This window comes from Mesorhizobium amorphae CCNWGS0123, assembly GCF_001686985.1.
GTDB lineage: Bacteria > Pseudomonadota > Alphaproteobacteria > Rhizobiales > Rhizobiaceae > Mesorhizobium > Mesorhizobium amorphae.
The window spans coordinates 2,300,595-2,314,748 of the sequence record NZ_CP015318.1; the positions used below are offsets into that span (position 1 = coordinate 2,300,595).

Below are 14,154 nucleotides of genomic sequence, written 5' to 3' on the forward strand. Positions count from 1 at the left end.
GGGCAGGGACGATGGTTCCTTCCCTGGACGAGCGACCACTCAAAATCCGTCAGATCGAACCGGCGACGCATCAAGCAGCAGTTTCATGAGTTTACGGCCTGGACGACACCTTGGAGATTGGACACATGGCGCTCAAGCGGATGGACAACGTCGGAATCGTTGTCGAAGACCTCGCAGAGACGATTGATTTCTTTCGCGAGCTCGGCCTCGAGCTCGAAGGGCGGGCAACGATCGAAGGAGAATGGGCCGGACGTGTAACTGGACTGGGCGATCAGCGTGTCGAGATTGCCATGATGCGCACACCAGACGGCCACAGCCGGCTCGAGCTCTCCCGCTTCCTCACGCCGCCTGTCGTCGCGGATCATCGCAACGCCCCGGTCAACGCCTTAGGCTACCTCCGCGTCATGTTCGCCGTGGACGACATCGACGAGATGCTTGAAAGGCTCCGCAATCGCGGCGCGCAGCTCGTAGGCGAAGTCGTCCAGTATAAGAACGCTTATCGGCTCTGCTACATCCGCGGGCCTGGAGGGCTTCTCATCGGACTCGCCCAAGAACTCAGCTGAGCACAATTCCGGGCGCTACGACTTTCCTGGAATTGCCTAGGCCAAGGCGGCGGCGAAGGACGTCTCCACCGACGACATCGGCGCCTCGAGCGACCAGACGACCCCTCCTTTGTCGAATTCCAGGCTGCTTGTGCCCCTCAGCGCCTGCGGCGCGACGCGCTTGAGGACGACTGTGCCGAAACCCTGGCGCGCCATGCCGTCGACGACCGGCCCGTCCAGCTCACGCCACACCAGGCGGAACATGCCGATGCCGTCGGCTGCATCCGCCACCTGCCATGCGATTTCGACCCGTCCGCCTTGGTGCGACAGGGCGCCATGCTTAGCCGAATTGGTGGCAAGCTCGTGAAAGGCAATGCCGAGATACTGCACCGCGTTCGGCTCGAGCACGATCAGCGGTCCGCTCACCGAGACCCGGTCCTGCGCCGCGAAGGGTTTGATCTGCGCCCCGACCAGTTCGGCGACCGTGGCGCCCCGCCACTCGGCGCTGACGAGGAGGTCGTGGGATTCCGAGAGCGCCATGATCCGCTCGCGCACCTGGTCGAGGAATGCCTGCGGCGTGCTGGTCTTCTTGGTGGTTTCGCGGATCATCGAGATGATGACCGAATACTGGTTCTTCACCCGATGGTTGACTTCGCGCATGAGCAACCGGATGCGCCGCTCGCTTTCCTTGGTGGCGCTGATATCGCGCGCGATCTTCGAGGCGCCGATGATGCGGCCGATGCCGTCGCGGATTGGCGAAACGGTGAGCGACACCGGGACGCGTGAGCCGTCCTTGCGCTGGCGGACCGTTTCGTAGGACGGCACACGTTCGCCGGCACGTATGCGGCTGATGATCGAGACCTCCTCGTCAAGATGGTCGTGCGGAATGAGCATCGTCACCGGCCGCCCGATCGCCTCGGCGGGCGTGTAGCCGAACAGGTGTTCCGCCGCATCGTTCCAACTGGTGATGATGCCGTTGATGTCCTTCGAGACGATCGCGTCCATCGACGAGTCGACGATAGCGGCAAGGCGGATACGGGCCTCGTCGGCCTGCGTCTGCGTGCGCATATCGATGAGCGTGTTCATGGCGCCCACGACTTTGCCCTTTTCATCGCGCAGCAGAACCGGGTGCGCCCTGAACGGTATCAGCTCGCCGTCCGGCCGTTCGGCGATCGCCTGGCCCCAGCGGACATCCCGCTCTTCCAGCAAGGCGATCGCCATCGGGCATTCGCTATGCTCCATGATGCGGCCATCGAGGTGACGCAGCTTCCAGGATCCGCACCATTGGTCCTTGCCGAGGACCGGGCGATGCCCCCAGAGCTCAGCCGCCGCTTCATTGAAGAAGGTGATGTGGCCCTGCTTGTCGGTCGTATAGACGGCGACAGGCAACCCCTGCATCAGCTCGGCAGAGTTCCCCGGAAGCCCGTCTGCCTGCTGGATAAAATTCAATTTGAGATCTCACTGTTCGAACAATAGCCTGGCAGCCCTGACGGACCACCAGCTAAAGCTAAAATGCGCATCACGCGTTTCGGTTCCGGGTCAGGTGTTTTACTTTGGCGCCGCTTGCGAGCGGTGGAATGCGAACCGCTCTGCATCCGGATCGGGGCCGGTCTTCTATCGAGCCAGAGAAGCCGTCGGGCGGCTATTTTTCCCGCAGCGCGCGGCGGAAGTTCTGCGTGATCGGCTCGGCGAGGTAGGAAAGTACGGTGCGGGCACCCGTGCGGATCATCGCCTCGCTCGACATGCCGGGCAGCAGCTTGCGGCCCTCCAGCTTGGCGAGTTCGCTCTTGTCGATCAACACGGTCGCGGCGAAATACGGTGCCCCGCTGCGCTCCTCCACCATGCGGTCAGCCGACACGATTTCCACAACGCCATCGAGTGGCGGCAGGTTGTAGCGGGCAAAGGCCGGGAAGCTGATGCGCGCGGGCTGTCCGGGGGCGATCGTCTCGACATCCTCTGGTTTGACCATGGCCTCGACCACGAGTTGTTGTCCGAGCGGCACGACCGTCATCAATGTCTCACCTGGTTTAACGACACCGCCCGCCGTGTGGACCTTCAGGTCCATGACGATGCCGTCGACCGGTGCGACGACATCGGTACGGGCAAGCACGTCCTTGGCGGAACGCTCCTGCTGTCTGAGGTCGAACAACTCCGCCTCGACCTTGCTGAATTCCTCGACGGCCTGGTTCAGCCGCACTGTGTTGAGATTCAAGATCTGCATGTCGATCTCGGCCATGGCGCTTCTGGAGCGAGCGATTGCCGCGACGTTGGTAGCGCGCTCCCCCTCGATCTCCCGCTGTTGTCGCCTGAGCAACAGCTTCCGCTCGCGGGTGGTCAGCCCCTTCTTGAGCAGGCTCTCAAGGTCTTTGGTTTCAGCCTCGATCGCCTCGATCTGCTTGTCCTCGGTGACGATAAGCTCCTCCAGTCCCGTTATTGCTTCCTCGATCTGGTGATGGCGCTGGCTGAGAATTTCCCGCTCGTCCTTCAGATTGTGGTGCTTCGCCGCGAACACGTCACGCTGTGCGGCCAGCGCGTCCTTTACCGCGGCGGCGGGGTTTGCGAGCAGCGCCGGATCAAACACGATCTCGGCCTTGCCGTCACGCTCGGCCCTCAGACGCGCGGCCAGCGCCTCACGCGTTGCTATCCGGTTCTGGATCAGGTCAAGCTGCGCCATTGGCTGCGTGCTGTCGAGCCGGATGAGGATCTTGCCCGCCTTGACGATATCGCCGTTGGCGGCGTTCAGCTCCGCGATGATGCCGCCCTCGAGGTGCTGGATGAGCTTGCGGTCGCCGGCGACCTTGATGACGCCTTGCGCCACCGCGGCGCTGTCCAACGGTGCCAGCGCCGCCCACCCCCCGGCCACGCCGAAGAACAGGAACATGATCGCGAACCCGGTGCACGTCACGCCCGTGAGACGCAAGGGTACCGGTTCCGGCAAGGAGGGCGGCGGGACGGGCAGCGGCACGATATTCGTGTCTGTTTTCGTTGTCATGCCTGGTTCGCCACTCTAGCTGGCATCTGGCTCACCTTGCGGATGCGCGCGGTGAGTTCGTTGAAGACATAGTCACGTGGACCGTAGAGGTCTTGCTGGCCCCGGTGGAGGACCAGTACCTTGTCAACCATCTCTATGATGTTCGGCCGGTGCGCGATCAGGACAATGGTCGTGCCCGCCGCCTTGACCGTTCGGAGGGCGGCGATCAATGCCTCCTCACCATCGCGGTCGAGGTTGGAATTGGGCTCGTCCAGGATAAGGAGTGCCGGCTGGCCGTAGAGTGCCCGTGCCAACCCGATGCGTTGGCGCTGCCCACCCGACAGTGCCGCGCCGGATTCGCCGATCTCGGTGGCGTAACCCTTCGGCAGTCCTTTGATCAGCTCGTGAACGCCCGCCAACTGCGCGGCCATGACCACGTTGTTGAAGATCGCCGGGTTGAGCTTGGCGAAGCGGCAGATGTTTTCGCCGACGGTGCCGGCGAAGAGCTCGATGTCCTGCGGCAGGTAACCGACATGGTGACCACGGTCCTCCGCCGCCCATTGGGCAACGTCCATGCCGTCCAGCAACGCACGCCCGGCGGATGGACGCCAGGCACCGGCCAGTATTCGCGCCAGGCTCGTCTTGCCAGCCGCGCTCGGGCCGATCAGCGCCATCGCTTCACCCGGCTCGAGGTGGAAGCTGATCCCCTTCAGGATAGGCTCGCCACCCTGTCGGGCAAGCACAAGGTTGTCGGCCTCGAACCGGCCTTTCGGTCGTGGCATTGGCAGAACCTGTGTGGCCTCCGGGTGCTGTCCGGCGACTGCGGTGAGACGCCGGTAAGCGGCACGCGCTCCGACCGTCGCCTTCCATGTGCCGATCGCCTGCTCGACCGGGGACAACGCGCGACCCATCAGGATCGAGGCGGCGATCATGACACCGGGCGAAGCCTCGTTGCGAAGTGCCAGATAGGCACCAAGGCCCAGTATGGCCATTTGCAGAGCCAGCCGGTGACAACGCGCGATGGCCGCGATGGCGCCGCCACGGTTGGCGGCAAGAACTTGCCCTTTGTTTGCCTCGTCCTGCAGCGCCTTCCAGCCCTCCTGCAGTGGCTTCAACATGCCCATCGCCTGGACGACCTCGGCGTTGCGGATCGCCGCCTCAGCCTGCACATATGCCCGCGACTGTGCGCTTGCGGCATCGGTCAACGGCTTGCGTGTGAGGTATTCGTTGAGCAACGCCAACGCAAACAGAGCGATCCCGCCGACCAGCGCCAACCAACCCAGCCAGGGGTGCATGAGGAATATGGCGGCGAAAAATAGCGGTGCCCAGGGCGCGTCAAGGATCGGGAAGATGCTCGGGCTGGTGAAGAAATTGCGTACTTGATCCAGGTCGCGCAGCGGACGGGCGTTGGCCTGACCGGGCGCCGAGGCGGCATACTCTACCGATGCGGTCAGGAGAACGGGTGCCAGCCGTGCATTCATCCACGATCCGACTTTAGCCAGGAGACGCCCGCGCACCATCTCCAGCCCCGCCATTGCCGCGAGCGCCAATGCCGCCATCAGCGACAGCATCACCAACGTCTCAAGGCTGTGGCTGGTCAACACGCGGTGGTAGACCTGGAGCATGTAAAGCGCCCCGGTCAGCATCAGCACGTTTATGCCGCCGCTGAACCAGATAAGCGGCAGGATGGCGCGTCTGGCCTCTTTCATCACCACCTGCAGGGCAGGGGGCTGTTGATTGGTTCGTGTCGCGGCAGAATTCATCCCGTTATACTCACAACAGATCGCGGGTGGCAGTGCGGGGGCAGCATTGGCCGCCCCCGTTGGTCAAGTGTCAGGCGACGTCAACCAGTATGTGCTGCACCGCCGTCTGGTCCGCGTCCGCGTCCTCCACCTGGAAGGCGAAGTCGAGGTGGGCCTCCGGCGTCTCGGTCACGGTCGTGGAAAAGCCGATATCCGTGATCTTCAGCACGTCGTTGTCGGCACCGTCGAAGTTCACCAGGCTGGTGGTCGCATTGCTGCCGCCGCCGGCGCCTGTCGTCCTGTTGAGGTCGATCGCCGTGCCGTTGCCGGTGATCCCGTTGCCCGACTGCATGATCTGGACGCCCTGCAGCACGTACTCTTCGCCGGCTGTGTTGTAGTCGTTCTGCTCGAGGATCACGAGGCCGTCATTGTTGTCGAGCGTGAACTCGCTCGAGTACGGGGTCGGGACCTGGCCCTTCTTGAAGATGTCGGCATTCGACACGTAGACAGCCCGCGTGATCGAGGTGTCGTCCCCGGTGCCGAAGATGTTGTCGGCACCGTTGTCGACCAGGTTGAGGATCAGCATCAGGTCCTCGCTGTTGCCGATGCCGTCGAACTTGATGGCCATGGCGCCGGCGGTCGCCGTCGGGGTGGTAGCCTCGCTCTGGATACCGACGTTGCTGTTGAAGAACCGCAATGTGAGCAGTTCGCCTTTCTGGATCGTGTCGCCGGCGACACCGTTGGTGGTCTGCGTCGCGGACACCCAGTCTTCCAAGTTGTTGCTGACCATGTCGTGGGTGCCGGCTGTCGGCAGCGAGTTGAACGTGGTGTCGCTGGAAGACCCTTCACCGTTGTTCGTCAACGAGAACGTCTTGTTCTTGTTGTTGAGCGAGTTGGCGGTGAACTGCACGTAGAAGTCTTCATCATTCGGCGTGTTCGCGTCATCCGCCTGCAACTTCTCCAGCACGATCTGCGGGTGGCCCGTATTGCTCGTAGGCTCCTTGGACAAGAGCTCACTGGTGTGGATTATGTCGAAGCTGAAGCCTTCGAGCGGGTCGTTCAGGGTGATGGTATAAGTGTCGTTAGCCTTGTCGAAGACGAGGGTGCCGCCCGCCGTGCCCGCCTGGACGCCAGCCGCCGGGTCCTGGTCGTAGGTGAAGCTGAAGTTGAACGTCGCGGAGGTGGCACTCTCCGATTGAAGCGTCACCTCCGGGGTGAGGACATTGCCGCCGCCGCCGCCGACGATCGTGCCGCTCAGTCCGATCTGGACGCCGGCAAGCGCGGGATTCTGGTCGACAAAGTCGGAACCGCCGCCCGCGTAGAACGCGTCGGTGTGAGCATCCGAACCGATGTCGTAGCCCAAGGCTCCGCTGGCCGACGCGCCGGCCGTGTTGGCCAGGGTCTCGTTTTGGATGCCTGGGGCAACGGGGTCACCGTCGAACGGCACGGGGATCGTCGGAGCATCATCCTTGAAGACGAGGTTCTTGCCGATGTCGACACTGTCCGAGGCCTGATCGCCGTCGCCGTCGGTGATGGTCGCCGTCAAGGTGACGAGATCATCGGACGCCAACGTAATTTCCTCATCCGGCCCGCTGTCGGGCGCGTGTGTGACAGAACGCGCCTGATCGAGCGTCACGGTACCATCGGCAGCCACGCTGATCGTGAACATCAGTACGTTGCTGGCGTTGCGGGCCTCGATGACGCTGCCGTTGACGACCAGGTTGACCACTTCGCCGGTGACCGAGTCGATCAGACCAGAAGGACCGGCGACCGCGCTGAGTGCGTAGGTGATCGTCCCGGAACTTGCCCCGCCGTCAGCACCGGGATCCGACGTGAAGTTACCCGCGAAGCTCTCCGAAGCGTCGGTGCCAAAGTCGGACTCGTCAACCGTGAGCGTAGGCTCCGTGCCGCCTGCCACGATCGTCGGCCCGTCATCCTCGAAGGTGAAGGCATCGCCGATATTGGCTGTCGCATCGTCGGTGTCGCCGTCGCCATCGGTGGCGGTGGCGGTCAGCGTCACCAGGTCGGCCGCAACAAGAGCCGCCGCCGAGGCGCCGCTCTCCACCGGATCGGCCGTGTCGTCATGGACGACCGAGCGGTTCTGGGTCAGCGTCACCTGGCCGGTGGCGTCGACGCTGATCAGGAAGGCGACCGTGGTGGTGTCGTTCTCCAGATAGCCTTCGACCGCGCCGCCGGCGTTGAGGCGCAGCAGGATGTTGTCGCCGCTGATCGTGTCGTCGAGGCCGCTGTCGACGCCGGCGCTCTTGACGCCGAGCGTATACGTCAGGGCGTCGGCGTCCTGGACGTTGTTGTCGTCACTGTCCTTGAAGCCGTCGGTGCCGAAGCTGGCGCTGAAGATGGTGGAGAAGTTCGCCGAGGTGGTATCGGGGATGTCGGTGTCGTCGGTGGTCAGCGTCGGGGCCGTGCCCTCCGCCGTCACGGTCGGCCCGTCATCCTCGAAGGTGAAGGCATCGCCGATATTGGCTGTCGCATCGTCGGTGTCGCCGTCGCCATCGGTGGCGGTGGCGGTCAGCGTCACCAGGTCGGCCGCAACAAGAGCTGCCGCCGAGGCGCCGCTCTCCACCGGATCGGCCGTGTCGTCATGGACGACCGAGCGGTTCTGGGTCAGCGTCACCTGGCCGGTGGCGTCGACGCTGATCAGGAAGGCGACCGTGGTGGTGTCGTTCTCCAGATAGCCTTCGACCGCGCCGCCGGCGTTGAGGCGCAGCAGGATGTTGTCGCCGCTGATCGTGTCGTCGAGGCCGCTGTCGACGCCGGCGCTCTTGACGCCGAGCGTATACGTCAGGGCGTCGGCGTCCTGGACGTTGTTGTCGTCACTGTCCTTGAAGCCGTCGGTGCCGAAGCTGGCGCTGAAGATGGTGGAGAAGTTCGCCGAGGTGGTATCGGGGATGTCGGTGTCGTCGGTGGTCAGCGTCGGGGCCGTGCCCTCCGCCGTCACGGTCGGCCCGTCATCCTCGAAGGTGAAGGCATCGCCGATATTGGCTGTCGCATCGTCGGTGTCGCCGTCGCCATCGGTGGCGGTGGCGGTCAGCGTCACCAGGTCGGCCGCAACAAGAGCCGCCGCCGAGGCGCCGCTCTCCACCGGATCGGCCGTGTCGTCATGGACGACCGAGCGGTTCTGGGTCAGCGTCACCTGGCCGGTGGCGTCGACGCTGATCAGGAAGGCGACCGTGGTGGTGTCGTTCTCCAGATAGCCTTCGACCGCGCCGCCGGCGTTGAGGCGCAGCAGGATGTTGTCGCCGCTGATCGTGTCGTCGAGGCCGCTGTCGACGCCGGCGCTCTTGACGCCGAGCGTATACGTCAGGGCGTCGGCGTCCTGGACGTTGTTGTCGTCACTGTCCTTGAAGCCGTCGGTGCCGAAGCTGGCGCTGAAGATGGTGGAGAAGTTCGCCGAGGTGGTATCGGGGATGTCGGTGTCGTCGGTGGTCAGCGTCGGGGCCGTGCCCTCCGCCGTCACGGTCGGCCCGTCGTCGTCAAAGTTGATGAAGGAGCCGACCTCTTCGGTGTGGGCATTGGGGGTCGTCGCCGTGAAATGGAACTCGGTGATGTCGAGCCCTTCGTTTGCATCGACCCCTTTAACCTGCAGCCGATCCATCGGGGTGCTGGTGGTGACATCGACGGTGGTGACGTTATCGAGCCCGGTGATGGTGACGATGCCGGTGCCGAGCCCGCTGACGGTGACGTTGCCGCTGCCCGTAGCATAGGTGCCATCGGCGATGATGACGGAGGCAAACCCTGATTCACCCGTCAACTTGACGCTGGTGATGTTCACGGAGCTGGTCGCGGTGCCGTTAAAGAAATCCGTGCCTTGCTCGTTACCCGTATTGTTGAAGGCGCTGATGCTGACGTCCACACGCGCATCCGGATTGGAAGGCGTGACCTGGTTGACCGTGAACCCGGCCTGCGTGATTGTCTCGAGATGGCTGCCGTACTGGATTTCGTCGGCGTCGCCTGCTGCCAGGGTACCGCCGGTCACAAAGTCGACCTGAAGCGTTTCGTTCGGATTGATGCTCTGGTTGTTGATGCCGAAGCCCTGTGTGCTCACGTTGGCGGTGCCACCGTTCAGACCTATCACCAGAAGCTGCTTGGTAGCGTCACCGGACGAATTGATCAGGTAGAAATCATGATTGCCGGACTCGGCGGCCGAGCCTAAGAAATTGGCCACACTGGTGCCGGTAACCGAGGCGAACACCTTGTTGGTCAGATCGATGCGGTCGTCCGCGTTGGCCGTGTCCGGATGGAGCAACGGCACATACTGGACCGTGTACAGGTCCGCATTGGTGTTGCTGGTGCTGACCAGCCCAAACGAGAAGGCGAGCGGCCCGGTCTCTGCGGGCTCGGCGGTTGGGTCGGAGGTACCGATGACGCCGATCACGACGTTCGCATTCGTTGGGTCCTGGAACAGCCAGACATAATCGCCATCGACCGTCCGGATGTTGCTGTTGACACCGGCGGTGGTGGAAAATGGAGTCCCGGAGGCGCTCTGCGTGAGAACGACCGAGGAGATGGTCTCCCCTGCGCTCGCCGTCGCCTGCACGAAGTTGGCCTGGTAGGCGACCTCCGGTGAGGTCAGCCCGCCGGCACCGTCGAGAGTCAGGAGATATTGCAGCGTGGTGTTGCTACTGTGCGGCAAAACGGACGGGTTAACATCGTCGTCCTGAAGCCCGGTGGTCTCGTCGATGATGATGTCTTGGGTCAAGATGTCGAGTGCCATGGAAAGTCTCCCCGGTTTAAAACCCAACAAGAAAGGCCGGAATGCACCTAACCGAGCGCATCCGGTCGCGTACTGCGGCCCTCAAACCTCATTGTCTCGCCGATCAAGAGGGCGCGTCCATTCGCGTTTCGATAGTGTTATGGTCAATGTCCGCACCTGATCGAACGATATACATCCTTTGATAGATCAAGCCGGGGACAGGCCTTGGTCGGGCGACGCGCTGGAAACGTCGGAGCACGAGCTTTGGGAAAATCAAAGCTTGAACAAAGGCTTGGGCGGCAGCACGGTTCAGCTTATGCGGCCGCCGCCCTGGCTTTCCAGACGGGGGCAGCATTGGCTGCCCCCGTTGGTCAAGTGTCAGGCGACGTCAACAAGTATGTGCTGCACCGCTGCCTGGTCGGCGTCCGCGTCCGCCACCTGGAAGGCGAAGTCGAGGTTGGCATCCGGCGTCTGGGTCACGGTCGTGGTGAAGCCGATGTCCACGATCTTCAGCACGTCGTTGTCGGTGAGGTTGAAGTTCGCCGTGCCGGTGCTGCCGCCGCCGGCGCCTGTCGTCCTGTTCAGGTCTATCGCCGTGCCGGTGATCCCGTTGGCGGACTGCATGATCTGGGCACCCTCAATCACCCAGTTCTCGCCGATACCGTTATAGTCGTTCTGCTCGATGATCACGAGGCCGTCATTGTTGTCGAGCGGGAAGTCGGTCGCGTAGCCGGCCGGCACCTGCCCGGTCTTGAAGATATCGCCGTTCGAGACGTAGATCGCCTTCGAGGTGTGCTGCGTACCGTCGGCGCTGACGAGGTCGAGGATGACCATCAGGTCCTCGCTGTTGCCGATGCCGTCGAACTTGATGGCCATGGCGCCGGCCGTCTGGTTCGGGGTGATGTCCTCGGTGGCGATACCGGGGCTGTGGTCGAAGAACCGCAGCGTCAGCAACTCGCCTTTCTGGATGGTGTCACCGGCAACCCCGTTCGTGGTCCGGGTGGCAGACACCCAATCCTCGTGGTTGTTGGTGACCAGGTCGTCGGGGTTCCACGCGGTGTCAGCGGGTGTCGCGTCGTCACTGTCGCCGGTCTCGTTCAGACCGAACCCGATCTTGTTGGTGGTCGAGTTCGCCGTGAACTGCACGAAGAAGTCCCGGTCGGTCTGATCGGGTGTGCTGTCGGCCTCGAAGAGCTTCTCCACCACGATGTTCGGGTGACCGGTGTTGCTCGTTGGCTCCTTGGACAGGAGTTCACTGGTGTGAAGAATGTCGAAGGTGAAGCCTTCGAGCGGGTCGTTCAGGGTGATGGTATAAGTGTCGTTAGCCTTGTCGAAGACGAGGGTGCCGCCCGCCGTGCCGGCCTGGACGCCAGCCGCCGGGTCCTGGTCGTAGGTGAAGCTGAAGTTGAACGTCGCGGAGGTGGCACTCTCCGACGCGAGCGTCACCTCCGGGGTGAGGACATTGCCGCCGCCGCCGCCGATGATCGTCCCGCTCAGTCCGATCTGGACGCCGGCAAGCCCGGGATTTTGGTCGACAAAGTCGGAACCGCCGCCCGCGTAGAACGCGTCGGTGCGGGTATCCGCGCCGATGTCGTACCCGTAGGCTCCGCTGGCCGACGCGCCCGCCGTGTTGGCCAGCGTCTCATGCTCGATCCCTGGGGTGCCGGGGTCACCGTCGAACGGCACCGTGATCGCCGGCCCGTCGTCCTCGAAGTTGAAGGCATCGCCGATGTCGACCGTATTGGGGGCGCTGTCGCCGTCACCGTCGGTGGTGGTCGCCGTCAGTGTCACCAGGTTGGCCGCCATTGTCGCAGGCGTGTCGGCCTCGTCAGGATCGGTCGGATCGCCATGGACGACCCCCCGCGATTGATCGAGCGTCACATTGCCATCGGCAGCGACCGAGATGCGGAACACCTCATCCGTGCCGGCACGGCCAACAATGTCGTCGCCTTCCAGGTTGAGAAGCACCTGCAGGCCGCTTTGCGTGTCGAACAGACCGCTGGCCACATCTGAGCCTCCGCCGAAAACGCCGAGCGCGTAGGTCAGGCCGTCGCCGGTGTCCGCCGGTCCATCGTTTCCGAAGGTGGCCGTGAACAGAACCGAGAAATCGCCCGTGTCGCTGGTGGTATCCGACTCGTCGACCGTCAGCTCCGGTACCGGTATGACGGACCGCACGATGGACAGCCCGTCATCCTCGAAGGTGAGGTTCTGGCCGATGTCGAGGGTGGCCGATTGGTGGTCACCGTCCTTGTCGGTGATGGTCGCGGTTAGCTGGACCAGGTCGTCGGCCGCCAGGGTCGTGCTGTCGTCGGGGTCGTTGGCGTCCGCATGGACCACCGCCCGGAGCTGATCGAGGGTGACGCTGCCCGCGGCATTGACGGAGACCGTGAACACGATCGCGCCGCCGACGCCTGCCCGGCCGACCACCTGGCCGGACTCAAGGCTGAGCACCACCGCCTGGTTGGTCGCCGTATCGACCAGCCCAGTTGCGCCGGCATTGAAGCCCAGCGCGTAGGTCAGCGTGCCGGCCCCGTCGACGCCGAAGACCGAGCTGAAGTTGGCCGCAAAGCTCTCCGTGTCGTTGGTCCCCAGCAAGGTCTCGTCGACGGTCAGCGTCGGCTCCGTGCCGGTCGTCGAAATGCTCGGGCCGTCGTCGTCGAAATTGATGAAGGAGCCGACCTCTTCGTTGTAGGCATTGGGTATGTCACCGGAGAAGTGCACCTCCTTGATATCGAAATAGTCCTTCTCGGTGTCGATATTCTTGATCGTGAAGCGGTCAAAGGTCCCGCCAACCCCGCCCGCGGTCGTGAAATCGACCGTCACGCCCTCGCCGACATCCTGAAGGATCAGTCCGGCGCCGCTGAGATCAACCGTGATGCCCAGGGCCGTGGCTGTTGTTGCGACGCCGTTCAGCTTGAACGTCACTGCCGTGATATTGATTTCGGTATCGTTGTCATCACCTGGGAACGCAGAGCCTTCCGCGTTGTCGTTGTTGTTGTAGGCGTGGATCTCCATGTCGGCCTTGGTGTTGGTCGGCGTGGACTGCGAGACCGAGAAACCCGCGCCGGAGACGTTCTCGATATGCGCGGTGTAGTCGGGCGCGGTTGGCGCGTCGGTAAAGTTCTTGCCAGCGCTCTGGGTGCCGCCGGTGATCAGGTCGATCTGAAGCTCACGGCCAAAGCGCACGTCCTGGGATGAGACACCCAGGCCTTGCGTGCTGACGTTGACTTCAGATTGCGCGCCATTGTCGTGAGCCGTGACAAGGATCTTCTGCGTGCTCGCGACGTCGGCGTCGAGGATATACCAATTGTTGTGTCCAGGAGGGGCGTCACCAAGCTGGCTGAAATTGACCACGGACGTCCCCGTGACCGAGGCGAATACCTTGTCGGTCAGATCGATGCGATCGTCCGCGTTGGTCGCGTCCGGTTGGAACAACGGCACATACTGGACCGTGTACAGGTCCGCATTGGTGGCGCTGGTGCTGACCAGCCCAAGCGAGAAGGCGAGCGGCCCGTTCGCGGCCGGCGCGACGGCCGGGTTGGAAGTACCGATGACGCCGATCACGACGTTTGCATGCGTTGGGTCCTGGAACAGCCAGACATAATTGCCATCGGCCGTCCGAATGTTGCTGTTCACGCCGACGGTGGTGGAAAACGGGGTCCCGGAGGAGCTCTGCGTGAGAACGACCGAGGTGATGGTTTCCCCCGCGCTAGCCGACGCCACCACGAAGTTGGCCTGGAAGGCGACCTCGGGGGCCAGCCCGCCCGCGCCGTCGCGACTTAGGAGATATTGCAGCGTGGCGTCAGTGCTGTGCGGCGCAACGGCTGGGTTGACATCGTCGTCCGTGAGACCGGTGGTCTCGTCGATGATGATGTCTTGGGTCACGATGTCGAGTGCCATGGAGAGTCTCCCCTTTTTTAAACGCATCAAGAAATCGGGCCCAGCCCCGGGATGCCGGAATGCACCTGCCCGAGTGCATCCGGTCGCGTCCTGAAATGCGGCCCTCCAACCTCATTGTCTCGCCGATCAAGAGGGCGCGTCCATTCGCGTTACGATGGTGTTATGGTCAATGTCCGTACCTGATCGAAGGATGTACATCTTTCGATAGATCAAGCCGGGACAGGCGCTTGTCGGTCGACGCGCTGGAAAGCATCGGACCAAGAGCGAATATCGGGTTTTGGAAAA

General features: G+C 63.2%; 6 protein-coding genes. 1 reads left to right on the plus strand and 5 read right to left on the minus strand.

Annotated elements, in window-relative coordinates; genetic code table 11:
• Positions 1-125 precede the first annotated feature (125 nt).
• Positions 126-563: a VOC family protein gene (locus A6B35_RS10665; protein WP_006204257.1), complete on the plus strand. Its 438-nt coding sequence runs from the start codon at positions 126-128 to the stop codon at positions 561-563.
• A 36-nt stretch (positions 564-599) separates the two neighbouring features.
• Here A6B35_RS10665 and A6B35_RS10670 read toward each other — a convergent pair whose 3' ends face one another.
• From A6B35_RS10670 to A6B35_RS10690, 5 genes are all read right to left on the minus strand, one after another.
• Positions 600-1,940 carry a PAS domain S-box protein gene (locus tag A6B35_RS10670; RefSeq protein ID WP_006204258.1) on the minus strand — a complete coding sequence of 447 codons (1,341 nt, stop codon included), beginning with the start codon at positions 1,938-1,940 and terminating at the stop codon, positions 600-602.
• A 244-nt stretch (positions 1,941-2,184) separates the two neighbouring features.
• Positions 2,185-3,534 carry an HlyD family type I secretion periplasmic adaptor subunit gene (locus A6B35_RS10675; protein WP_006204259.1) on the minus strand — a complete coding sequence of 450 codons (1,350 nt, stop codon included), beginning with the start codon at positions 3,532-3,534 and terminating at the stop codon, positions 2,185-2,187.
• Positions 3,531-5,276: a type I secretion system permease/ATPase gene (locus tag A6B35_RS10680; RefSeq protein WP_040583379.1), complete on the minus strand. Its 1,746-nt coding sequence runs from the start codon at positions 5,274-5,276 to the stop codon at positions 3,531-3,533. Before A6B35_RS10680 ends, A6B35_RS10675 begins: the two co-directional genes overlap by 4 nt.
• 70 nt (positions 5,277-5,346) lie before the next feature.
• Positions 5,347-9,990: a DUF5801 repeats-in-toxin domain-containing protein gene (locus A6B35_RS36165; RefSeq protein ID WP_065518181.1), complete on the minus strand. Its 4,644-nt coding sequence runs from the start codon at positions 9,988-9,990 to the stop codon at positions 5,347-5,349.
• A 357-nt stretch (positions 9,991-10,347) separates the two neighbouring features.
• A complete protein-coding gene (locus A6B35_RS10690) occupies positions 10,348-13,869 on the minus strand; it encodes a DUF5801 repeats-in-toxin domain-containing protein (RefSeq protein WP_006206443.1) in 3,522 nt (1,173 codons plus the stop codon).
• Positions 13,870-14,154 lie beyond the last annotated feature (285 nt).